This is a genomic window from Bacillus sp. WC2503 (assembly GCF_052682895.1).
Window position 1 is genome coordinate 1,045,551 of sequence record NZ_JBQYMD010000001.1, and the last position, 22,680, is coordinate 1,068,230.

The window sequence follows — 22,680 nt, forward strand, 5'->3', positions numbered from 1 at the left end:
AGGAAAAACATGAATTACATTTCACCGAAAGAAGAAATGTTAAAAGCGAAACGGTGGCCTAAAGATACGATAGCGGCAGGTCGTGGTCATACCGTTGCTCTTAAATTGGATGGCACGGTAGTAGCAGTGGGGCGAAATAAAGAAGGAGAATGCAATGTAAGCAGCTGGTGTGATATTGAAGCAGTCGCAGCGGGTAATGTTCATATGGCGACGAACACGGGTAATGCACATACAATCGGTCTTGCATGTGACAGTACTGTGGTAGCTGTGGGTTGGAATAAGCATGACCAATGTAATGTACACGATTGGCATAATATTGTCTCGGTTGCGGCGGGATGGCGTCGTACTATTGGCCTTAAATTGGATGGTACGGTAGTGGCGGTGGGCCGAAATAAAGAAGGAGAATGCAATGTAAGTGGCTGGCGAGATATTGTGGCGGTTGCGGCGGGTGACTGGCATACAGTCGGTCTTAAATTGGACGGTACAGTGACGGCAGTGGGGAATAATCGATATGGCCAATGCAATATAAGCAGCTGGCGAGGTATTGTATCGGTCACAGCGGGTTATCTTCATACTGTTGGTCTTAAACGAGACGGAACGGTGACGGCAGTGGGGAATGGTAAACATAACCAGTGTGACGTGAGTGGTTGGAGGGGTATTGTAGCAATAGCAGCTGGTACGAATCATACAATCGGTCTTAAATCAGACGGAACGGTGGCGGCAGTAGGTTGGAATGAGTATGGCCAATGTAATGTAAGTGATTGGCGAGATATTGTAGCAATAGCGGCTGGTTGTGCACATACGGTCGGACTTAAATCAGACGGAACGGTGGTAGCGGTAGGTAATAATGAATTTGGCCAATGCGATGTAGGTAGCTGGAGCGGTATTCTCCTGCCGGGTAATTAGTTTTTTACGACTGGATGATTCAACCGTTTTATTCGTCTTAATATTTGTAGGGCAATCAAAATATTAAAATGCTAATAAATATCCAGTAATATTATTCTATTTCGGGAGTAAGTATGGAATAAGATATGTGGAATATAATAAACCTTAATTTTGTTGAATAAGATAAGAATCCTTTTCAAAATGGATTCTTATTTTTTTTCGTTAAATGAGGGTTTATATGACATTTTTGAACAAGTTTTATTTCACAGTTACAGTAGGAGACGTAGTTTAAAAGCATAAGAAGAGGTGAAGAAATGCTTAAAAGATTTTTGCTTTTTTTACCAAATCTTCTACTTGTATGTATCGTACTCTATATAACATATACAACTTCTTTAGTTTTGGACAGATGTTAGTAATTTCAATTGCAATCATTGGTACTCTTGTTATAAGAATTTGTACGGATGTATTTAAGTTCATCAAGTGGACAATTAAACAAAGGAAATCTTGAATATGTTTAATAACTATTAGGAGGAGATGAAATGACAAATAAAAAGAATAGAGTGAAAAACGAAATAATACTTTGGACATTAACAGCGATTGGTTTTGTAATTGTATGGTACCTGTTTCAAAGATAAAAATGCATCGTACTTGTAAAGAAAGCACGATGCATTTTTATTATTTTTTTTGCCAATTTTCTTTTATAAAGTCTGCACGGCCAGATTCTTTTTGCTCAGTAGCATATTTCTCTGGGTTCTTTTTATAGAAATGTTGGTGGTATTCCTCTGCTTCAAAAAAAGGTGCAGCCGGGCGAATTTCAGTTACGATTGGATCTTTAAACATTCCGCTTTCAGTAAGAGCTTGTTTTGATTTTTCAGTAAGCGCTTTTTGTGTTTCGTTATGATAAAAAATAGCGGTACGATAAGATGGACCACGGTCAAAAAATTGTCCGCCATCATCAGTTGGATCGATTTGTGGCCAATATAAGTCTAGTAATTTCTGATAAGGAAAAATAGAAGGATCGAATGTAATTTGAACAACTTCTAAATGTCCAGATGTTCCAGCTTTTACTTGTTCATATGTTGGATTTTCTATATGACCTCCTGCATAGCCAGAAAGCACTTTATGAATACCTGGAAGTTCATCAAATGGTTTTACCATGCACCAAAAGCAACCGCCTGCGAAGGTTGCGAGTTCGTATGTTTTTTCGGACATTGCTGTAATCCTCCTAAATGTATATGTTTTATATAGTATTATATAAATTGTTTTATTGCGCAATAAAAAAGATTTGAAAATATATGTTTTTTATAAACAAGATCCTCCGCTCACATCAATTAATTGTCCAGTAACCCAGCGGCTGTCTGGAGAAGCGAGAAATGCAGCAGTATCGGCAATGTCTTCTACTTCACCTAAGCGATTGAAAGCGGAAATAGTAGTAGCGTACTGCTTCATCATCGGGTCGCTCAAGAGTTCTGCATTCATATCTGTTTTAATAAATCCTGGAAGTATTGCATTCACCGTTATTCCTCGTGCTCCAAGCTGTTTTGCTAGCGTAAAAGTCATTGTATTAATAGCGCCTTTCGTCATACTGTATGCAACGAAATCAGGTAAAGAAATGCGGGTCGCAGCGGATGAAATATTAATAATTCGGCTATTGTCACGTAAACGTGGCAGTGCTTGTTGAATGATAAAGAATGGTGCTTTTGCATTTACTGAAACAATTCTATCAAAAAATTGTTCAGTTGTTTCTTCAATAAAAGCACCAGGACCAATGCCGGCATTGTTTATTAAAATATCAAATTGTGTTTCACCAGTGCGCTTTTGTAATTCAGTATCTAAAGCGTTATAAAGGTTTTCTACACCGTGTAAGGATTCTAAATTTGCGCCGATAGAAAAAGCTTGGCCACCATTTGATCGAATTTCATGAACAGTTTCTTCAGCGTCATCTTTTCGATTACCGTAATGAACAGCAACCAATGCACCGTCATTTGCTAAACGTTTAGCAATAGCACGTCCAATTCCTCGGCTTGCTCCTGTAACTAACGCTACTTTTCCTTTTAACATATTATTCTCATCTCCCCATAAATTTTATATGTTTGTCAGTAGTTTTTCTTTATGTAGTAATGCGAACATACTTAAGTAATATATGAGTATGTGTAAGAAGTTCATTCCGATTTTGTTTTGAGAAAAAATAAATAGATTTCTAGTAAATAGAATGAATTTTATTTTTTTCTAAAAAACATGTTGACAATGAAAAGAACCGCGTCCTATAATACGTGTAACAAATAAAAGTTAATTAAGAATTTTCTAACTTTATATGTTGTATATGCAAAGAAGAGGAAAGTAGATGATTATGATCGTTTCAGAGAGCTACTCCTAGGCTGTGAGAGTAGTAGCAATCGAATCATTGAAGATCACCTCGGAGCATCGCTTGCGAAAGGGAAACTGAGTAGAGGGCGGCGGCATCGTCTCCGGTAAAAGGACGGGGGTCTGATTGGACCTACAGAGCTTATATTTCGCGAGAAGTATAAGGAAGCTGAGTGGTAACGCGAAACTCTCGCCTCAGCAATCAAAGCTACTAAGTTGTAGTAGTTGATTGCTGAGGCGAGAGTTTTTCTTTTATAAAAATAGAATAAAAGAATGCGTGGAAGAGGAGAGTAAATGATATAGATTGTTTCAGAGAGCTGCCCCAAGGCTGTGAGGGTAGTAACAATCGAATCATTGAAGATCACCTCGGAGCACTACTTTTGAAAACTAGTAAAAAGTAGCGGAATTGTTTCCGATAGAAAAACAAAAGTCTAATTGGACTTGCAAAGCTTATATTTCGTGAGAAGTGTAAGGAAGCTGAGTGGTACCACGATTCCCTCGTCTCAGCAATGGATTGCTACAAGTATGTACGTAATCGATTGTTGAGATGAGTATATTTTTAAGATTTATATACTGAATATTCTGTTAAAATACTTATCTCAGCAATCGATGTAGAAATAGATTGCAAAAATAGAGAGAAAAAAAGAGGAGCGATGTGAGATGGGTAACCAGTACATTTATATGAATGGGGAATTTGTAGAAAAAGAAAAGGCAGTTGTTTCAGTATATGATCACGGTTTTTTATATGGAGACGGTGTATTTGAAGGGATTCGTAGTTACGGAGGAAATGTATTTTGTCTAAAAGAACATGTGAAACGATTATATGAATCGGCGAAATCTATTTTACTGACGATTCCAATGCCGGTAGAAGAAATGGAAGAGGCCGTTTTACAGACACTTCAAAAAAATGAATACGCTGATGCCTACATTAGATTAATTGTTTCAAGAGGAAAAGGGGATTTAGGGCTTGACCCGAGGACTTGCGTGAAACCGAGCGTAATTATTATTGCAGAACAATTAAAGTTATTCCCTCAGGAATTTTATGATAATGGACTAAGCGTTGTATCTGTAGCATCAAGACGTAATACGCCAGATGCATTAGATCCACGTATTAAGTCAATGAACTATTTAAATAATGTACTTGTAAAAATTGAAGCAGCGCAAGCAGGCGTACTCGAGGCGCTTATGCTTAACCAACAAGGATATGTTTGTGAAGGGTCTGGAGATAATGTTTTCATTGTGAAAGATGGAAAAGTGCTAACACCTCCTTCGTATTTAGGGGCGCTAGAAGGTATTACGAGAAATAGTGTTATCGAGTTATGTGAGCGTCTTAATATCTCGTATGAGGAAAGGCCATTTACTCGCCATGACGTATATGTAGCAGATGAAGTGTTTTTAACAGGAACGGCAGCAGAGTTAATCCCAGTTGTAAAAGTTGATTCTAGAGAAATTGGAGATGGGAAACCAGGAAGTGTAACGAAACGATTAACTGAAGAGTTTAAAAAATTGACGAGAGAAAGAGGAGTACGTGTTCCAGGACTGGCGGAAAGTTTAGCGTAGAAAGGGAGAGGAGTTAATCGAAATGGAGGAACAGTATACAACATGTGAGAAATTACAGTGCGAAGAAGTGACAGGTGCCGGACACGTTATTCAATGCTTGAAAAAATTAGGTGTAACGACTGTTTTCGGTTATCCGGGCGGAGCGATTTTGCCAGTATACGATGCGTTATATGGAAGTGGATTGAAGCACGTTTTAACTCGTCATGAGCAAGCTGCCATTCATGCGGCTGAAGGGTATGCGAGAGCTTCTGGAAAGGTCGGGGTAGTCTTTGCTACCTCTGGCCCAGGAGCGACGAATTTAGTTACGGGCTTAGCAGATGCTTATATGGATTCGATTCCTTTAGTTGTTATTACAGGGCAAGTTGCAACGCCTTTAATTGGTAAAGATGGATTTCAAGAAGCTGATGTTGTCGGAATTACTGTATCTGTTACGAAGCATAATTACCAAGTTCGTGAAGTAAATCACTTATCACGTATCGTGCAAGAAGCTTTTTACATCGCTAATAGTGGGCGACCGGGACCGGTATTAATTGATATTCCAAAAGATATTCAAAATGCAAATGTGACAAGTTTCTTTAATGAAGAAGTTAACATTATAGGATATAAACCGGAAGTTGTACCAGACAGTATGAAACTGAGAAAGGTGGCTAAAGCAATTTCAAAAGCAAAGCGTCCCCTTCTATATATTGGAGGAGGTGTCATTCATTCAGGTGGATCTGAAGAACTCATCAAGTTTGCAAGAGAGAATCGTATTCCTGTCGTTTCAACTTTAATGGGACTAGGTGCATATCCGCCGGGAGATCCATTGTTTTTAGGAATGCTCGGTATGCATGGTACGTACGCTGCAAATATGGCAGTAACAGAATGTGACTTACTACTTGCTTTAGGTGTTCGCTTTGATGATCGTGTAACAGGAAAATTAGAACTCTTTTCTCCGCATTCGAAAAAGGTACATATTGATATAGATCCTTCGGAGTTCCATAAAAATGTAACTGTGGAATATCCGATTGTTGGAGATGTGAAAAAAGCGTTACAAATGTTGTTGCATATGCCAATTCGTACACAAACAAATGAATGGCTTACGAAAATAGAGGAATGGAAGGAGGAATATCCTCTTTCCTACAATCAAAAAGAAGGTGAGTTAAAACCACAGCATGTTATTAGTCTAGTAAGTGAATTAACGAACGGTGAAGCAATTGTCACGACAGAAGTAGGACAGCATCAAATGTGGGCTGCTCACTTCTATAAAGCGAGAAAACCTCGTACTTTTCTTACCTCAGGTGGATTAGGAACAATGGGATTTGGTTTCCCAGCAGCTATTGGTGCCCAGCTTGCTAAAGAAGAAGAACTTGTCATCTGTATTGCGGGCGATGCTTCTTTTCAAATGAATATTCAGGAACTGCAAACAATTGCAGAAAATAACATACCTGTAAAAGTATTTATAATAAACAACAAATTTTTAGGGATGGTAAGGCAATGGCAAGAAATGTTTTATGAGAATCGTTTATCAGAATCAAAAATTGGATCACCTGATTTTGTAAAAGTAGCAGAAGCATATGGAGTGAGGGGGCTAAGAGCAACAAATGCAACAGAGGCGAAAAAAGTGATGTTAGAAGCTTTTGCGCACGAAGGTCCTGTCGTAGTTGATTTTTGTGTAGAAGAAGGTGAAAACGTATTTCCGATGGTTCCGCCAAACAAAGGGAATAATGAAATGATGATGAAGAGGTGGGAAGAATGAGTCATACTTTTTCACTAGTTATCCATAACGACCCAAACGTCTTATTACGCATAAGTGGAATTTTTGCTCGGCGTGGTTATTATATTTCTTCATTAAATTTAAATGAAAATGAAATGGAGTTAACAACAGTTTGTACAGAACAAGAAGCAACATTACTCATCAGTCAGCTGAAAAAATTAATCAATGTACTACAAGTAAACAAATTATAAGGAGTGTATGGAATATGAAAACGTATTATGAGCAAGATGCAAAAGTAGAGTTATTACAAGGGAAGACAGTTGCGGTAGTCGGATATGGATCTCAAGGTCATGCCCAAGCACAAAATTTACGTGATTCTGGTGTGGAAGTTGTAGTTGGCATTCGTCCTGGTAAGTCATATGAAGTAGCGAAAGCTGATGGGTTTGAAGTAATGTCCGTTTCAGAAGCGGTTCGAACCGCACAAGTTGTACAAATGTTATTGCCGGATGAACAACAAGCACATGTTTATAAAACAGAAGTAGAAGAGAATCTTCGTGAAGGGCAAATGTTACTTTTCTCACATGGATTTAATATTCACTTCGGACAAATTAATCCGCCAAGTTACGTAGACGTAGCGATGGTCGCACCAAAAAGCCCAGGTCATCTCGTTCGCCGTGTATTCCAAGAAGGAAATGGTGTTCCGGCATTAGTTGCAGTGCATCAAGATGCAACCGGCACGGCATTACATGTAGCTCTTGCATATGCAAAAGGTGTAGGTTGTACACGTGCAGGTGTAATTGAAACGACATTCCAGGAAGAAACAGAGACAGACTTATTCGGTGAGCAAGCTGTGCTTTGCGGCGGAGTAACTGCACTTGTAAAAGCTGGTTTTGAAACGTTAACTGAAGGCGGATATCGTCCTGAAATTGCATACTTTGAATGTTTGCATGAATTAAAGTTAATTGTTGATTTAATGTACGAAGGTGGATTAACGAACATGCGCCATTCTATTTCAGATACGGCAGAGTTTGGAGATTATGTAACAGGATCAAGAATTGTTACAGATGAAACGAAGAAAGAGATGAAACGAGTACTTACAGAAATTCAGCAAGGTGAATTCGCGAAAAAATGGATTTTAGAAAACCAAGCAGGTCGTCCAACATACAACGCGATGAAAAAAGCAGAACAAAATCATCAGTTAGAAAAAGTAGGAACAGAGCTTCGTGAAATGATGAGCTGGATTAAGGAACCAGAAAAGAAAACGTTAGTAAAGAAATAGATTAAGAGAATATAAGTGAAAAATACGTAAGAGGGGATTTGACAAGATGAGAAGCGACATGATTAAAAAAGGTTTTGATAAAGCGCCACATCGAAGTTTATTAAAAGCAACTGGTTTGAAAGATGAGGATTTTGATAAGCCGTTTATTGCGATTTGTAATTCTTTTATTGAAATTATTCCAGGGCATAAGCACTTGAACGAGTTTGGGAAACTTGTAAAAGAAGCCGTTCGTGCAGCAGGTATGGTACCATTCGAATTCAATACAATTGGAGTAGACGATGGTATTGCGATGGGACATATCGGTATGCGTTATTCGCTACCGAGTCGTGAAATTATTGCAGATTCAGTAGAAACGGTTGTAAATGCACATTGGTTTGACGGCATGATTTGTATCCCAAACTGTGACAAAATTACGCCAGGTATGATGATGGCAGCTCTTCGTATTAACATTCCGACTGTGTTTGTTTCAGGTGGACCGATGGCAGCTGGGAAAACATCTAAGGGGGAAGTTGTTGACCTTAGTTCTGTTTTTGAAGGGGTAGGAGCTTATCAATCTGGGAAAATTTCAGAAGAAGAATTAAAAGATATTGAAGATCATGGCTGTCCATCTTGTGGCTCTTGTTCCGGCATGTTTACAGCGAACTCTATGAACTGTTTATGTGAAGTATTAGGTTTAGCCCTTCCTGGAAACGGTAGTATTTTAGCAATTGATCCAAGACGTGAAGAGTTAATTAAACAAGCAGCAGAGAAACTGAAAATTTTAATTGAAAGAGATATTAAACCGCGTGATATTGTAACAGAAGAAGCAATTGACGATGCTTTTGCACTTGATATGGCGATGGGTGGATCAACGAATACAGTATTACACACGCTAGCACTCGCACAAGAGGCAGGGCTAGATTATGATATGAGCCGTATTGATGCTGTTTCAAGACGTGTACCGCATTTATGTAAAGTAAGTCCAGCTTCTAACTGGCATATGGAAGATATTGATCGAGCGGGCGGAATTAGTGCAATCTTGAAAGAGATGAGCAGAAAAGAAGGGGTACTTCATTTAGACCGTATTACGGCTACTGGGCAAACATTAAGAGAAAACATTGCTCATGCAGAGATTAAAGATAAGGAAGTGATTCATTCTCTTGAAAACCCTCATAGTGAAGAGGGGGGCTTACGTATTTTAAAAGGAAATCTAGCGAAAGATGGAGCGGTTATTAAAAGCGGGGCAACCGAAGTAAAACGATTTGAAGGACCTTGCGTTATTTTTAATTCACAAGATGAGGCATTGGCTGGCATTATGCTTGGGAAAGTGAAAAAAGGAGATGTAGTTGTCATTCGTTATGAAGGGCCAAGAGGCGGACCGGGTATGCCTGAAATGTTAGCACCAACATCAGCAATCGCTGGAATGGGATTAGGTGCTGAGGTTGCATTATTAACGGACGGACGTTTCTCTGGAGCTTCACGTGGCATTTCGGTAGGGCATATTTCACCAGAAGCAGCTGCGGGTGGAACAATCGCACTACTTGAACAAGGGGATATTGTATGTATTGATGTTGAGGAACGCTTGCTAGAAGTAAGAGTGAGTGATGAGGAATTAGAAAAACGTAAAAAAGAATGGAAACGACCAGAACCGAAAGTGAAAACGGGCTGGCTTGGACGATATTCTCAGATGGTAACATCGGCGAATACAGGTGCAGTTCTAAAGGTGCCGAATTTTGATTGAGTCAAAATAAAAGAGATAAGGATGATAGAAAATGGTGCAAAATGTGAAGGAGAGAGTGAAGATTGAAGATATCCTTATGGCTCATAACTGTATGAAGGATATCGTCATGAAAACGCCCTTGCAACGTGATAAGGTTTTATCTGAAAAATACGAATGTGAGGTGTATATTAAACGAGAAGATTTGCAAGTAATTCGGTCTTTCAAAATTCGCGGTGCATACAATTTAATTCAAAGTTTGTCGAAAGAACAATTACAAAATGGTGTTGTTTGTGCAAGTGCTGGCAATCACGCACAAGGAGTTGCGTATACGTGTAATTTATTAAATATTCCATCGAAAATCTTTATGCCAACAACGACACCAAAACAGAAAGTATCACAAGTTCAATTTTTTGGTGGTAGCTTTGCAGAAATCATGTTAGTTGGCGATACATTTGATGGTGCTTTTCAAGAAGCGCAGCGCTATTGTGAGGAAAATAGGATGACATTTGTGCATCCGTTTGATGATCCGTATGTAATTGCAGGGCAAGGAACAGTAGCTGTTGAAATTATGCACGATATGGATAAGGCAGTTGATTATCTCTTTACAGCAATTGGCGGCGGTGGGTTAGCATCGGGTGTAGGTACATATGTGAAAGGTGTTAGTCCAGCTACAAAGGTAATTGGTGTAGAACCGATGGGGGCTGCATCTATGAAAGAGGCTTTCCTTCAAAACGAAAATGTAGCATTAGAGAAAATAGATAGTTTTGTTGATGGAGCAGCTGTCAAAAAAGTAGGGAAGTTAACATTTGAAACTTGTAAAGATGTCATTGATGACATTGTTTTAGTACCAGAGGGAAAGGTTTGTACGACGATTTTAGAACTGTATAAGAAAAATGCAATTGTAGCTGAACCGGCTGGTGCACTCTCTATTGCAGCACTTGATTTATACAGGGATGAAATAAAAGGTAAAACAGTTGTATGTACGCTAAGTGGTGGAAATAATGATATTGATAGAATGCAAGAAATGAAAGAACGTTCTCTCATTTACGAAGGGTTAAAGCATTATTTCATCATTGAATTTCCACAGCGTTCAGGTGCGCTAAGAGAATTTCTTGATAAAGGATTAGGACCAGAAGATGACATTACGCGCTTTGAGTATATTAAGAAACATAATAAAGAAAATGGTCCAGCGCTGGTCGGGGTAGAATTAAAACATAAAGAAGATTATGAGCAATTAATTACTCGTTTTAAAGAAAATAATATTCAATTTGTGGAGCTTAATAAAAATCCTGTTTTGTTTGATTTGCTTATTTAGTAGAAAAAATAAAAAAAGATAGATACAAGCAAGGAAAATGCTACTTGTTCTATCTTTTTATAGTTAAACGAAATACTCTCCAAATTCATGAAGGAGAAAGCTAGTTAACCAAAAATATATCGCGATACGAATGATTATGTACAATGAAAATTCAAAGGGAGAAAGTTTTCTTTCTCCCTTTATTTTTTTAGTAGTCTAACAGAAAAAAGGAGCATAAAAGCAGGATGGCTATAAATATTCTAAGAACGTTTTCTAACAAGTCTTTCAGTATGTCTATCGACTATTCTGTAGTATTTGTTACAGAGAAATAGATTTCGTGCTGTTTAGTTACGTGTGTTTATTATTTTTCCAGTACTATCAATTTCTACATCAGTTGAAACCGTTTGTAAATATTGTAGAGCTTTTTTCTTTTCTTCTTCATTTACTGGGGAAACTTGGTTATTACGAATGATGTAAGGGTTAAATGACATTTGGATATCCTTTCCTTTAAAAGCTAAAGTTAAGACGCCAGTTTCTGCACTTTTTCCATTCACATAACTCGGGAACAAAAAGTTACCTAATGAGTAAGCAATAGGAACTTTATTATAATACTCAAACCCTTGTAACCAATGCGGGTGACTTCCGACAATAGCGTCAGCACCTGCTTCAACCATTTTAGGTACATATTGTTTTTGGTATTCTACTGGACGATTTGATTTTTCAACGCCCCAATGCATATAGACGATTAAATAGTCTGCATCTTGTTTTTGCTCCTTAATTGTTTTAGTTACAAGATTTAAATCATATCCGTTCGCAACGCCAGGTTTATTGTCACCAGCTACCCAATTAGAATCAGGCATAAATCGAACGAAGGAAAGAAATTTGAACTTTTTCCCTTTTACGGTCATTTCTCGTGCAGTATATGCATCTTTTGCATTTTTTCCGGCCCCGATGTAAGGGAACTTTAATTTTTCTACGTGAGAGATAGTGTCTAATAATCCATCTTGCCCATAATCAAGTGTATGGTTATTCCCAATATTTACGATGTCATATCCAGTGTTTTTAATGGCTTGTAGTGTAGATGGATCACTTTTAATCCAAAACAATTGCCCAGGTGCTTTCTTTTCTCTCGTTGTAAAGGCCGACTCTAAATTAACAAAGGAAATATCTGCTTTTGTTATTTCTTCTTTTACATGTTGGAATGGATAATCAGCCCCGTTTTTTTCGATAATAGGACGTAATTGCCAATCGAACATTGTATCACCAGAGAAAGTGAGTGTAATTTCCGGGTCTTCTATTTTCTTTTTGCTTTTTGTAACTGTTTTACTAGATTTGCTTTGCAAATCGGGTTTGTCTTTCGCTTTTGAAATAAAAGAGTAGTTGATTAATACAACAATTGGTGTAATACAAAAGGCTATTAACAGAAATCGTTTTAGTAAAGTTTTCATATATACCTTCCTTTTGAGTTTATCCCGTTATTGAAAACTTCCGCATTTAGATTAAAATGAATCCACTAAAGGTAGTTATCGAAATATGTATAGTTACAAAAAAACGGGTTATAGTAGTGAAATTCATTTGTTAATATTCTCAATATTAAGTTAACATATAGATAACTTGTAAATCAATGTGTAAACCAAAATATAGAAATAAAGAATTCGAAAGGTGAAGAATGAGAAATGGTTATATTAGGGGCAGTTGTAAATGGCATTTGTATTATATTCGGTACTTTACTTGGTAAATTATTTAGTAAGATTCCAGAAAGTATGAAGGGAACAATTATGCATGCAATCGGTTTAGCGGTTACTGTACTTGGCCTTCAAATGGCATTAAAAAGTGAAAACTTTCTTGTTGTGATTCTAAGTTTAGTTATTGGTACTGTAATTGGGGAATGGTTACAATTAGAAGAAAAGTTAAAACTGTTAGGAGATTGGTTAGAAAATAAAGTTGGATCGAAGGGGAAAGGGAGTATATCAGAAGGGTTTGTAACAGCGACGCTTATTTTTGCAATTGGCGCGATGGGGATACTTGGTGCATTGGACAGTGGAATTCGCGGAAATCATAATATTTTATTCACAAAGGCGATTATCGATGGATTCATTTCGATTATATTAACGACAACTCTAGGAATCGGCGTAGTATTTTCAGCGATTCCAGTTATTTTATATGAAGGTGCTATTGCCATTTTTGCAACACAAATTAATAGTTTTGTCCCGAAAGAATTAATGAATCAATTTATAGTGGAAATGACAGCTACGGGCGGCATTATGATATTCGCCATTGGATTAAACTTACTTGGATTTATTAAAATTAAAGTAGCGAATTTACTTCCAGGTATATTGGTAGTTGGAGTAATTGTTTCAATTATTTATGGTTACGGTTTGTTAGTAAAGTAGTTGAGGATGGAGATACATATGGGGGAATTCCAATTTACAAAACGTGTTCATAAAATACTGGAGATTGCAGCAAAAGAGACTAAATATAATATAATTCAACCAGTTCATCTTTTTATCGGCATGTGTAAAGAAGGTACAGGAGTGTGCGCAGAGTTATATATGTATTTGTTTCGTAAAGTTGGCACGGATTTTTTAGAAGAACTTTCTTTACAAGAACAATATGAAATAGAGTACATAAAAATAGAACAATATAAATTAGCTAATAAAACGCTAGAAATTTTGCAAATAGCGAAGAAACGTATGGAACGTTTTCAGCAAGTATTAATAAATGAAGGACATGTAATATATGCATTATTTCGTTTAGGTATAGTGAGTGAAAAAGTTATAAACAAAGAAATACAAAAAGATGTGTTACGTATTATAGCTGAACCAAGAGATTTGGCGGTGGATTTAAAATGCTTTGATCCCATTTATAATAAATTATCTTGTAATGTTAGAAGAGCTAGCTCTGCTGATTTTGAAACATTAGTACGTTTTGTTACGTGGAAATTTGGTGAACGCTGGTTACAGTCGATAGATTATGGATTTCGGACATATAAAGAAAAGGTACCTATTTATATTGCAAAGCAGGGCGAAGCGATAGTAGGTTTCGCTTGTTATGATGTAGTCAGGGGAAAGAAAGGACTATTTGGTCCGATGGGGACAGCGAAACGAAATCGTGTGAAAGGTGTAGGGAAAGAATTGTTGCATCATTGTTTATATAATATGAAGCAAGACGGATATGAATATGCAATTATTGGACAAGCAGGTCCGATTGAGTTTTATGAGAGAAGTTGCAATGCTCGTTTAATACCGCTAGAAGATAATTGACCAACTCCATATAGGGGAGTTGGTTTTATTATGAGAAAAATGTGGAATTTACATGGTTTTTGCTAGGAAATAGCGGCTTTTGTAATGAATATTACGTCTAAATCAAATTACTAAACTTTTTACAAGAAAAGGTGTAGAATGGGTATCGAATGAAAGAAGGTGTGAAAATGGCCAGCTGGAAACGAAATTTAATGATTTGTTGGCTAGGTTGTTTTACCACTGCAGCCGGTATGAGTTTAGTAATTCCTTTTTTATCTTTTTATATTGAGGAGTTAGGAGTGACTGGCACTTCGAGTATTGCACAGTGGTCGGGACTTGCATTTGGTGTAACATTTTTAATGGGTGCGATTGTATCACCAATATGGGGAAAGCTTGGTGATATACATGGACGGAAATTGATGCTTATACGTGCTAGCCTTGGTATGGCGGTTATTATGACGCTTATGGGGTTTGTAACGGATGTGTATCAACTAGTCGCACTTAGATTTTTGATGGGAGCAGTATCTGGTTTCCTTTCAACCGCAATGACATTTATTGCAGCAGAAACTCCGGAAGAGCATTCAGGTTGGGCAATTTCCACAATTTCAACCGGGGGCGTGAGTGGCTCATTACTCGGACCATTACTAGGCGGTTATTTGTCTGAGTTAATTGGAATGCGTCATGTCTTTCTTGTTACAGGAGCTTTCTTATTCCTTTCCTTCCTCATCGTCTTTTTCTTCCTACATGAAGAAAATCACTCTGCTCAAGCAAAAAAGGTACAGCAAAAAAAAGTATGGACGATGGTCCCAGCAAAGCATGTAATTATTAGTTTATTTGTAACAACATTTATTATTCAACTTGCCAATATGTCAATTCAACCTATTATTACATTGTACGTAAAGAATTTGGAAGGACCAGGAACAGATCATATCGAAATGATTGCAGGGGCAGTTATGTCTGCGACAGGATTAGCAGTTATTTTGGCAGCGCCTAAATTAGGAAGATTATCAGATCATATCGGTCCTCAAAAAACATTAGTAGTAGCATTGTTTGCTGCAGGGATTATCTTTATCCCGCAAGCATTTGTAACCTCAGCTTGGCAACTATTAATTCTTCGATTTTTATTAGGTATCGCACAAGCAGGATTATTACCTTCCGTACAAACTCTACTAAAACAACATACGCCAACCCATGTAACGGGACGAATATTTGGATATAATCAGTCGTTTCAGTTTTTAGGAAATATGATTGGTCCAGTGCTTGGGGGGCAAATTGCAGCTCATGCAGGCTTCCAATATGTTTTCTTCTCTACATCATCACTATTATTTATTGCATGCATTTGGGTTTATTTTCATAATAAGAACGAAGAGGTATCAGAGAAACAACATTTGGAAGTTAGTTAACTAAGTGAATGAAATAGAAAAAAGGATGAAGCAATGAATGCTTCATCCTTTTTCTTTAAAATTGAAGGCAAAGATAACTTAATGTACCAAGCTCGTAACTACGGTGAATGACTTTTCCGTCACTTTCACCACTGCCCATAGCGATAAATAAAGGAACAAAATGTTCTGCTCTTGGTACTGCTAATTGTGCATGAGGCGCATTTTTCTCCCAATTAAACAATGCATCTTTATCGTTATTCTGCATATGTTTCATAATCCAATCATCAAATTCAATTGCCCATTTTTCAGGTGTAGTTTGATTCCATTTCAGTGCTCGTAAATTATGAACGGTAACGCCACTCCCGATTACTAAAATATCTTCTTGTCCAAGTCCTTTAAGTGCTTCTCCAATTTCAAATTGTTCTTTTGCAGAAAGGAATGGATTTACTGATATTTGCACGACAGGAATATTTGCTTCTGGATACATGCGGTGCAGGAGTGTCCATGAACCATGATCTAAACCTCTCGTCATATTATGATGGACTGAAATACCTTTGTTCTTAAATTTTGTTTCTAACATAGATGCAATGCTAGAAGAGCCTTTCGCACGATATTTGATTTCGTATAACTCAGGGGGAAAACCTCCAAAATCATAAATTGTTTCGTACTCGTTATCTGATGAGGAAATCGTTAATACTTCACTTTCCCAGTGAGCAGTGAAAATAACAATTGCTTTCGGTTTATATGTTTCTCCAAGTGTTTTTAAAAATCGTGTATAGTCTGTATCTTGAATAGCAAGCATTGGTGAACCATGTGCTAAAAATAGTGATGGCATCATAATAGAAACCTCCTAAAAATATAATAATTACTTTATGTAAGTAACTATATAATTTTATTGGTTATTCGTCAACATAATAGTTTGATAGCTAATCGGAAAAGTACAGTATTTGTCATAATGAAAGCAATTGCATATAATACATAATAAGAATAATGAACGGATATTCATTATTTTGAGATACATAATAGAGTTGGGGGCTGACGAAATGAACGTACAGGAAAGTTTCGTTACGGCATTGGATGGATCGGAAATTTATTTGCGTAAGTGGTTACCAGAAGGAGATCCGAGAGGAATTATTCAAATTGCACATGGCATGACAGAGCATGCAGGGGTGTATACAGAATTTGTAGATGCTTTATTGGAAGCAGGGTATGGTGTTTATGCGCATGATCATAAAGGACATGGGAAAACAGTAAAAAAAGAAGAAGATTATGGTCATTTTGAACCAAATATAGGGTGGAATCAAGTTGTATCGGATGTTATCTTTGTTTCAGAAAGGATAAAAGAAGAGCAGTCAAGTCCTTTGTTTTTACTAGGACATAGTATGGGTTCTTTTTTATCAAGACGTGCTGTACAACTTAGGGGTGAACTATATGATGGATTTCTGATTTCAGGAACAGGTGGAAATCCAGGGCTTTTAGGGGCTATTGGTCATAAAGTAGCAACAATCGAAATGAAATTGCGTGGGGCAAAAACGAAAAGTCCAGTGCTAAACTTTTTATCTTTCGGAAACTTCAATTCGAACTTTAAGCCAAATCGTACGAAATTTGATTGGTTATCTTCAGATATAAATCAAGTTGATAAATATATCGCGGATCCGTTATGTGGATTCATTTGTACGACGAGTTTTTATAGAGAACTGTTTTCTGGTGTATTAGAAGTAAATAAACTAGAAGAATACAAGAAGACGCCAAAACATCTTCCAATACATATATTCTCTGGTGATCGTGATCCTGTTGGAGATATGGGAAAAGGTGTAAAAGAAGTTTATGAAAACTATAAAAAATGTGGTGTGAAAGATGTTACACTACGTTTATATGAAAATGGAAGACATGAAATGTTCCATGAAGTGAATAGAGATGAAGTGTTTAAAGATTTAATTTCTTGGTTAGATGCGCATAATAAATGAGAATGAAAGCTAAGCCCAAACTGTTTGTAGTTCGGGCTTATATTTATAGATAGTACGGATAGTCGCTAATGGAGTTTGCGTAGCGGCTATATATATTTGAAGATCGATTGAATGCCTATATAAGTTTTATATATAAATTTAGTGAGGAGACGAGTGTATGAAATTTGGAATTATTGGGCCATCAGAAGATGAAATTATGCCTTTTATTGAAGATATGTCTAATAAAAAAATAACGAATCTTGCGATGTTAACGTTTCATAGTGGGACATATGAAAATGTAGAAGTTGTTGCATTATATTGTGGTGTATGTAAAGTTAATGCAGCTATTGCAGCTCAAATATTAATAGATAAGTTTAATGTGACGCATATTATTGTAACAGGTGTTGCAGGAGCAATCGATAAAGTATTAAAAATTGGAGATACAGTCATTTCAACAGAAATTGCGTATCACGACGTGGATGAAGGAATATTAACTGAATATCATCCATGGATGGAAAGTGTATATTTTAAAACGGATAGTAAACTTCTTGAATTAAGCCGAGCAGTAATCGAGAACAATCAATTTACCCAAAATGATTATTTCGGAAAGATAGTTACTGGAGAGGCTTTTATAAGTGAGAGTGGCCGTACAGAAATAATTTCTACATACAACCCACTTTGTGTAGATATGGAAACAGCAAGTATAGCTCACGTTTGTTATGCCAATACGATTCCATTTATAGCAGTTTAGATCTATAACAGATACAGAAGAAGCGTCTGGTATTGAAGTATTTGAAGATAATTGTGTTTCAGCTTCACATCATTCCATTCATTTTGTTAAAAAGTTACTAGAATCGTTGTAAAAGACATAGCTCTACTTTGAGAAAAAGCGAGTACTGAACTATAAGAAGCACGTGTAATACTGCTCTGTAGTGAGTGTTCGCTTTTATTTTATGAACTAAATGCGTGGAGATGTAAGTATTGCAGCGAGGGATAGTAAAGATATTTATAGAATAATTGTAAAGTATCGTATTTTACTATGGAATGTGAAAATAGAACTACAAGTAATAAAAGAGAGGATAAATAAACTATGCAAATACGAGAAGCTGCATTAGCAGAAGCAAATGAATTAAGTGAATTCGCACTACAATCAAAAGCAACGTGGGATTATAGTGAAGAATTCATATTTGCTTGTAAGGAAGATTTAACAATTACAGAAGAATACATAAAAAATAATTTTGTATATGTTTTAGAAAACGATAATGCGAAGATTGGTTTTTTCTCATTTTTACGTAATGATAAAGCTCTCGATTTTTTGTACATTCATCCTGATTACAAAGGAAAAGGTTACGGGAAAATACTTTGGGAGTATGTAATAGAAAAAGCCAATGAACTAGGATTAAAAAGTTTTACGATTGATAGTGATCCGAATGCAAAAGGATATTACTTGAAAATGGGAGCACAGTTAATAGGAGAGACACCATCAACTGTCTTTAAGGGTCGTTTACTGCCTCTTTTGAAATATGATGTGTAAAACTACTAATAGTAGGGGAAGATTAGAATGGATGATGTAAAGGAAAAAAGAATATATGAAGCACTAATAAAATCGTGGTCGATTGAAACAAGTTCAAAGTGGACAATTGAAAATCCAGCAAAGGGACAGTGTGGTGTAACGGCTCTAGTCGTTCAAGATATATGTGGAGGGAAAATTAAAAAGACAAAAATAGGGGGCGTGTGGCATTTTTATAACTTTATAGATGGACAGAGGTTTGATTTTACAGAGGCTCAATTCAATGAAAACCTGAATTATTTGGATGTGGAATCAAATCGGGAAGAAGCATTTGCAGATACAAATGAAAAACAATATAGCATTTTGAAGGGAAAAATAACGAAAGAATTCAAATTATCTTTTGACTCTTAATCTTTAATAAGTTACTATAATGGTGGTAACTTATTAAAGGGAACTTCATAGAGTTGAAAGGGGAAATACTTTTGAAAACAACTTATGTAAACGCTACAATTGTAACGATGAATGAACAAAACGAAGTGATAGAAAATGGATATATCATTGTAGAAAATGATCAAATTATAGATGTAAAGAGCGGAGAATTCGCTAATGATTTTGAAGTAGATGAAGTAATTGACATGAAAGGAAAGTGGGTTTTACCAGGGCTTGTAAATACACATACACACGTTGTAATGAGCCTTTTAAGAGGTATTGGCGATGATATGTTATTACAGCCGTGGCTTGAGACGAGAATTTGGCCACTTGAAAGTCAGTTTACTCCAGAGCTTGCGGTCGCTAGTACGGAATTAGGATTACTTGAAATGGTGAAAAGTGGTACGACATCATTCTCTGATATGTTTAATCCAATTGGAGTAGATCAAGATGCAATTATGGAAACGGTATCAAGGAGTGGAATGCGCGCTGCTGTTTCAAGAACTTTATTTAGCTTTGGAACGAAAGAAGATGAAAAGAAAGCAATTGAAGAAGCTGAGAAATATGTGAAGCGTTATTATAACGAAAGTGGAATGTTAACTACGATGGTTGCACCACATAGTCCATATACATGTTCCACAGAACTGTTAGAAGAGTGCGCACGTATTGCAGTAGAAAATCAAACTATGGTTCATATTCACCTTTCGGAAACAGAGCGTGAAGTACGTGATATTGAAGCGCAGTACGGAAAACGTCCGGTAGAATATGCAGCAAGTTGCGGATTGTTTAAACGCCCAACAGTTATTGCGCATGGTGTAGTATTAAATGAAAATGAGCGTGCATTTTTAGCAGAACATGATGTTCGAGTAGCTCATAATCCGAATAGTAATTTAAAACTAGGTTCTGGTATAGCGAATGTGAAAGCGATGCTAGAAGCAGGAATTAAAGTAGGGATTGCAACAGATAGTGTTGCGTCTAATAATAATTTAGATATGTTTGAAGAAATGCGCATTGCAACTTTATTACAAAAAGGTATTCATCAAGACGCAACAGCATTGCCAGTAGAAACTGCTCTTTCTCTAGCGACAAAAGGAGCTGCAGAAGTAATTGGTATGAAACCAACTGGATCACTTGAGGTTGGAAAGTGTGCTGATTTTATTGCGATTGATCCGTCTAATAAACCGCATTTACAACCAGCTGATGAAGTGTTATCACACCTTGTATATGCAGCTAGTGGAAAAGATATAAGTGATGTAATTATTAACGGAAAACGTGTCGTTTGGAATGGTGAATGTAAAACGTTAGATGAAGAGCGTATTATATTTGAAGCAAGTCGTTATAAACGAGGTTTACAAAGATAGGTATGTGCAAGTTGTTTGAAAAAGCTGTCCTTTTTTAAAAAGGACAGCTTTTTTCTTGAGCGAATAAATATTCAATATAATGTCGCATCTTTCTGTTAATATTTCTGTTATAATATATAACGTTTATAATATTTTATTTTTAAGGAGAACAATTCATGAAGCGAAAAAAGAGCCATTTAATGGTAATGGCAATTATTACATCTTTATTTTTAACAGCTTGTAATAATAAAGCGAATAAAAGTGATGCAGAGGCTAAAAAACAAGTGTTAAATGTAACAGTATCAGAAGAAATTCCTTCACTTGATACTGCAAAAACGATGGATGGGACATCATCACACGTTATGCAAAACATATTTGAAGGGTTGTATGTGCTAGGTGATCAAGATCATCCTATTCCAGCAGTAGCAAAATCGTTTAAAAGAAGTGAAGATGGTAAAAAATATACATTTGATTTGCGTAAAGATGCAAAATGGTCAAATGGAGACAATGTAACAGCAAATGACTTTATATTTGCATGGAAACGTGCAGTTAACCCGCAAACGGCATCTCAATATGCGGACATGTTCTTTCATGTGAAAAATGCGAAAGAAATAAATAAGGGAACAATGTCACTTGATGAACTTGGGGTTAAAGTTATAAATGATTATAAGTTAGAGGTTGAACTTGAACAGCCAATTCCGTATTTTTTACAGTTGTTAGCACTGCCTATATACTTACCACAGCATGAATCATTTTTGAAAGAACAAGGAAATAAATACGGATTGGAACCTAGTAATCTCATATATAACGGCCCATTTGTATTAGAAAAATGGAAACATGAACAAGAGTTCCAATTAAAGAAGAATGCTACATATTGGGATCAAAAGAAAGTGAAATTAGACGAAATAAATTTTCATATTGTAAAGGATACAATGACGGCTGTAAATTTATATGAGGCCGGCGATTTGGATCGAGTACCTATTAATTCTCAAGTTGTAGACAAGTATAAAGGGAATAAGGAATTACATATGTCAAGTGATCCTGGAATCGCTATGCTACGTTTTAATGAGAAAAATAATGCGTTAGCCAATAAAAAAGTACGTCAATCTATCTCATTAGCATTAAATAAAGATGATTTTGTTGCTCACTTTATTAATAACGGGGCAAAACCTGCAAATGGACTTGTACCAGTTGGTCATATGAATGAAGAGACTGGCAAAGATTTTAGAAAAGAAAACGGAAATATTTCTTCATATGATTTGCAAAATGCGCAAAAGATTTGGGAAGAAGCGAAAAAAGAGCTTGGAGTAGAGCAAGTAAACCTCGGGTTTTTAACGTTTGAACAAGATAATGCAAAACGTATGGCAGAATATATAAAAGGTGATTTAGAAAAGAATTTGAATGGATTAACGTTACAAATTAAACAGCAGCCATTTAAGCAAAAGTTACAGTTAGAACAAACAGGTGATTACGATATAACGATGGCAAATTGGGGACCTGACTATAAAGACCCAATTAATTATTTAGAGTTATTTACGACGGGGAATCCGAATAATAAAATGAGTTACTCGAATTCTCATTACGATGATTTAATAAGGAAAGCGAAAAATGATTTTGTACTTGATCCGGAGAAACGATGGGAAGCGTTGCGAGAGGCTGAGCAGGTCTTATTAGAAGACGCTGCCGTGGCACCGCTTTATCATCTTGGTTCAGCTTATGTACAAAAGGATTATGTAAAAGGAATTGCAAAACATCAATTTGGTGGCGTTTATACTTATAAGAATGCTTATGTTGATAAGAAGTAAATAAAAAAACCTTACTTTTAAAAGTAAGGTTTTTTTACAGAGTGTTGGGAAACCCTTTAGGGTTGTTGCCAGCACATAAAAAAGATGAATGCGTAATTGTTGTTACGTATTCACAAAAAGTTGCAAAAAAATCAGATTGAGCAGTTTATTTAAGTAAAAAGAAGTTAGTAGTAAACGAAATTAAATAGCTAAGAAAAAAGCTCAATTTCTTACTTTTAATACTGAGAAACTGGTCAGTTATTAAAAAAT

Annotated in this window: 19 protein-coding genes, 3 pseudogenes and 2 other annotated features; of the genes and pseudogenes, 17 read left to right on the forward strand and 5 right to left on the reverse strand. The window is 36.4% G+C overall.

Annotated features, from left to right (window positions below):
• Positions 1 to 9: 9 nt before the first annotated feature.
• Together ACUN26_RS05605 and ACUN26_RS05610 are read left to right on the forward strand one after the other, a co-directional pair.
• Positions 10 to 906 (forward strand): RCC1 domain-containing protein, encoded by an 897-nt coding sequence (locus tag ACUN26_RS05605; RefSeq protein ID WP_001106793.1) that lies wholly within the window; start codon positions 10 to 12, stop codon positions 904 to 906.
• 293 nt (positions 907 to 1,199) lie between these two features.
• Positions 1,200 to 1,393, forward strand: a pseudogene (locus ACUN26_RS05610) (hypothetical protein).
• A 167-nt stretch (positions 1,394 to 1,560) separates the two neighbouring features.
• Here the strand turns inward: ACUN26_RS05610 and msrA are convergent.
• Entirely contained in the window at positions 1,561 to 2,097 is a 537-nt protein-coding gene (msrA, locus tag ACUN26_RS05615) for a peptide-methionine (S)-S-oxide reductase MsrA (protein ID WP_001291857.1), read from the reverse strand.
• Positions 2,098 to 2,187: 90 nt separating this feature from the next.
• The gene (locus tag ACUN26_RS05620; protein ID WP_000911813.1) at positions 2,188 to 2,946 is read right to left on the reverse strand and encodes an SDR family oxidoreductase; all 759 of its coding nucleotides are present in this window, start codon (positions 2,944 to 2,946) and stop codon (positions 2,188 to 2,190) included.
• A 258-nt stretch (positions 2,947 to 3,204) separates the two neighbouring features.
• Positions 3,205 to 3,450 (forward strand) — a binding site (T-box leader).
• A gap of 68 nt (positions 3,451 to 3,518) precedes the next feature.
• Positions 3,519 to 3,758 (forward strand) — a binding site (T-box leader).
• Between the two features lie 151 nt (positions 3,759 to 3,909).
• Here ACUN26_RS05620 and ilvE point away from each other — a divergent pair.
• The 6 genes from ilvE to ilvA are packed head-to-tail and all read left to right on the forward strand — an operon-like array spanning position 3,910 to position 10,798.
• Positions 3,910 to 4,809, forward strand: a complete 900-nt coding sequence (gene ilvE / locus ACUN26_RS05625; protein WP_000528151.1) for a branched-chain-amino-acid transaminase — start codon at positions 3,910 to 3,912, stop codon at positions 4,807 to 4,809.
• Positions 4,810 to 4,831: 22 nt separating this feature from the next.
• A complete protein-coding gene (gene ilvB, locus ACUN26_RS05630; RefSeq protein WP_000392600.1) occupies positions 4,832 to 6,547 on the forward strand; it encodes an acetolactate synthase large subunit in 1,716 nt (571 codons plus the stop codon).
• Complete coding sequence (locus tag ACUN26_RS05635; RefSeq protein ID WP_000019908.1) at positions 6,544 to 6,756, forward strand: ACT domain-containing protein; 213 nt, start codon at positions 6,544 to 6,546, stop codon at positions 6,754 to 6,756. The genes ilvB and ACUN26_RS05635 overlap by 4 nt, the downstream gene beginning before the upstream one ends.
• A 14-nt stretch (positions 6,757 to 6,770) precedes the next feature.
• Positions 6,771 to 7,784, forward strand: a complete 1,014-nt coding sequence (gene ilvC, locus ACUN26_RS05640) for a ketol-acid reductoisomerase (RefSeq protein ID WP_000861153.1) — start codon at positions 6,771 to 6,773, stop codon at positions 7,782 to 7,784.
• A gap of 46 nt (positions 7,785 to 7,830) precedes the next feature.
• Positions 7,831 to 9,504 (forward strand): dihydroxy-acid dehydratase, encoded by a 1,674-nt coding sequence (ilvD, locus tag ACUN26_RS05645; RefSeq protein ID WP_001255829.1) that lies wholly within the window; start codon positions 7,831 to 7,833, stop codon positions 9,502 to 9,504.
• 31 nt (positions 9,505 to 9,535) lie between these two features.
• Complete coding sequence (ilvA, locus tag ACUN26_RS05650) at positions 9,536 to 10,798, forward strand: threonine ammonia-lyase IlvA (protein WP_000250553.1); 1,263 nt, start codon at positions 9,536 to 9,538, stop codon at positions 10,796 to 10,798.
• A gap of 63 nt (positions 10,799 to 10,861) precedes the next feature.
• On the opposite strand, the pseudogene ACUN26_RS05655 reads toward ilvA, so the two are convergent.
• Both ACUN26_RS05655 and ACUN26_RS05660 read right to left on the reverse strand, forming a co-directional pair.
• Positions 10,862 to 11,069 (reverse strand): annotated as a pseudogene (locus ACUN26_RS05655) (hypothetical protein).
• Positions 11,070 to 11,121: 52 nt separating this feature from the next.
• On the reverse strand, positions 11,122 to 12,225 hold the full coding sequence (locus ACUN26_RS05660; RefSeq protein WP_000854521.1) for a CapA family protein: 1,104 nt from the start codon (positions 12,223 to 12,225) through the stop codon (positions 11,122 to 11,124).
• Between the two features lie 228 nt (positions 12,226 to 12,453).
• Here ACUN26_RS05660 and ACUN26_RS05665 point away from each other — a divergent pair, with 228 nt between their 5' ends.
• The 3 genes from ACUN26_RS05665 to ACUN26_RS05675 all read left to right on the forward strand — a co-directional run bounded on the left by ACUN26_RS05665 (position 12,454) and on the right by ACUN26_RS05675 (position 15,422).
• A complete protein-coding gene (locus ACUN26_RS05665; RefSeq protein WP_000236016.1) occupies positions 12,454 to 13,170 on the forward strand; it encodes a DUF554 domain-containing protein in 717 nt (238 codons plus the stop codon).
• An 18-nt stretch (positions 13,171 to 13,188) separates the two neighbouring features.
• Positions 13,189 to 14,040, forward strand: coding sequence for a GNAT family N-acetyltransferase (locus ACUN26_RS05670; protein WP_000503621.1), 852 nt, complete (start codon positions 13,189 to 13,191; stop codon positions 14,038 to 14,040).
• A gap of 167 nt (positions 14,041 to 14,207) precedes the next feature.
• Entirely contained in the window at positions 14,208 to 15,422 is a 1,215-nt protein-coding gene (locus ACUN26_RS05675; RefSeq protein ID WP_000179320.1) for a multidrug efflux MFS transporter, read from the forward strand.
• Positions 15,423 to 15,477: 55 nt separating this feature from the next.
• Here ACUN26_RS05675 and ACUN26_RS05680 read toward each other — a convergent pair whose 3' ends face one another.
• Positions 15,478 to 16,239, reverse strand: a complete 762-nt coding sequence (locus tag ACUN26_RS05680; RefSeq protein WP_000982911.1) for a DODA-type extradiol aromatic ring-opening family dioxygenase — start codon at positions 16,237 to 16,239, stop codon at positions 15,478 to 15,480.
• A gap of 205 nt (positions 16,240 to 16,444) precedes the next feature.
• On the opposite strand from ACUN26_RS05680, the gene ACUN26_RS05685 reads away from it, so the two are divergent.
• From ACUN26_RS05685 to ACUN26_RS05710, 6 genes and pseudogenes are all read left to right on the forward strand, one after another.
• The gene (locus tag ACUN26_RS05685) at positions 16,445 to 17,368 is read left to right on the forward strand and encodes an alpha/beta hydrolase (RefSeq protein WP_001102585.1); all 924 of its coding nucleotides are present in this window, start codon (positions 16,445 to 16,447) and stop codon (positions 17,366 to 17,368) included.
• Between the two features lie 157 nt (positions 17,369 to 17,525).
• Positions 17,526 to 18,210 (forward strand): annotated as a pseudogene (locus ACUN26_RS05690) (5'-methylthioadenosine/adenosylhomocysteine nucleosidase).
• A gap of 227 nt (positions 18,211 to 18,437) precedes the next feature.
• Positions 18,438 to 18,881, forward strand: coding sequence for a GNAT family N-acetyltransferase (locus ACUN26_RS05695; protein ID WP_001167038.1), 444 nt, complete (start codon positions 18,438 to 18,440; stop codon positions 18,879 to 18,881).
• Positions 18,882 to 18,908: 27 nt separating this feature from the next.
• Entirely contained in the window at positions 18,909 to 19,268 is a 360-nt protein-coding gene (locus ACUN26_RS05700; RefSeq protein ID WP_000342905.1) for a YunG family protein, read from the forward strand.
• 53 nt (positions 19,269 to 19,321) lie between these two features.
• Entirely contained in the window at positions 19,322 to 20,647 is a 1,326-nt protein-coding gene (locus tag ACUN26_RS05705) for a bifunctional S-methyl-5'-thioadenosine deaminase/S-adenosylhomocysteine deaminase (protein ID WP_002038396.1), read from the forward strand.
• 155 nt (positions 20,648 to 20,802) lie between these two features.
• Positions 20,803 to 22,431: a peptide ABC transporter substrate-binding protein gene (locus tag ACUN26_RS05710; protein ID WP_445540872.1), complete on the forward strand. Its 1,629-nt coding sequence runs from the start codon at positions 20,803 to 20,805 to the stop codon at positions 22,429 to 22,431.
• Positions 22,432 to 22,680: the final 249 nt, after the last annotated feature.

Excerpts from the sequence above, each read along its gene's own strand:
- ACUN26_RS05605 (WP_001106793.1), top strand. The coding sequence starts at position 10 with ATGAATTACATTTCACCGAAAGAAGAAATGTTAAAAGCGAAACGGTGG.
- msrA (WP_001291857.1), bottom strand. The coding sequence starts at position 2,097 with ATGTCCGAAAAAACATACGAACTCGCAACCTTCGCAGGCGGTTGCTTT.
- ACUN26_RS05620 (WP_000911813.1), bottom strand. The coding sequence starts at position 2,946 with ATGTTAAAAGGAAAAGTAGCGTTAGTTACAGGAGCAAGCCGAGGAATT.
- ilvE (WP_000528151.1), top strand. The coding sequence starts at position 3,910 with ATGGGTAACCAGTACATTTATATGAATGGGGAATTTGTAGAAAAAGAA.
- ilvB (WP_000392600.1), top strand. The coding sequence starts at position 4,832 with ATGGAGGAACAGTATACAACATGTGAGAAATTACAGTGCGAAGAAGTG.
- ACUN26_RS05635 (WP_000019908.1), top strand. The coding sequence starts at position 6,544 with ATGAGTCATACTTTTTCACTAGTTATCCATAACGACCCAAACGTCTTA.
- ilvC (WP_000861153.1), top strand. The coding sequence starts at position 6,771 with ATGAAAACGTATTATGAGCAAGATGCAAAAGTAGAGTTATTACAAGGG.
- ilvD (WP_001255829.1), top strand. The coding sequence starts at position 7,831 with ATGAGAAGCGACATGATTAAAAAAGGTTTTGATAAAGCGCCACATCGA.
- ilvA (WP_000250553.1), top strand. The coding sequence starts at position 9,536 with ATGGTGCAAAATGTGAAGGAGAGAGTGAAGATTGAAGATATCCTTATG.
- ACUN26_RS05660 (WP_000854521.1), bottom strand. The coding sequence starts at position 12,225 with ATGAAAACTTTACTAAAACGATTTCTGTTAATAGCCTTTTGTATTACA.
- ACUN26_RS05665 (WP_000236016.1), top strand. The coding sequence starts at position 12,454 with ATGGTTATATTAGGGGCAGTTGTAAATGGCATTTGTATTATATTCGGT.
- ACUN26_RS05670 (WP_000503621.1), top strand. The coding sequence starts at position 13,189 with ATGGGGGAATTCCAATTTACAAAACGTGTTCATAAAATACTGGAGATT.
- ACUN26_RS05675 (WP_000179320.1), top strand. The coding sequence starts at position 14,208 with ATGGCCAGCTGGAAACGAAATTTAATGATTTGTTGGCTAGGTTGTTTT.
- ACUN26_RS05680 (WP_000982911.1), bottom strand. The coding sequence starts at position 16,239 with ATGATGCCATCACTATTTTTAGCACATGGTTCACCAATGCTTGCTATT.
- ACUN26_RS05685 (WP_001102585.1), top strand. The coding sequence starts at position 16,445 with ATGAACGTACAGGAAAGTTTCGTTACGGCATTGGATGGATCGGAAATT.
- ACUN26_RS05695 (WP_001167038.1), top strand. The coding sequence starts at position 18,438 with ATGCAAATACGAGAAGCTGCATTAGCAGAAGCAAATGAATTAAGTGAA.
- ACUN26_RS05700 (WP_000342905.1), top strand. The coding sequence starts at position 18,909 with ATGGATGATGTAAAGGAAAAAAGAATATATGAAGCACTAATAAAATCG.
- ACUN26_RS05710 (WP_445540872.1), top strand. The coding sequence starts at position 20,803 with ATGAAGCGAAAAAAGAGCCATTTAATGGTAATGGCAATTATTACATCT.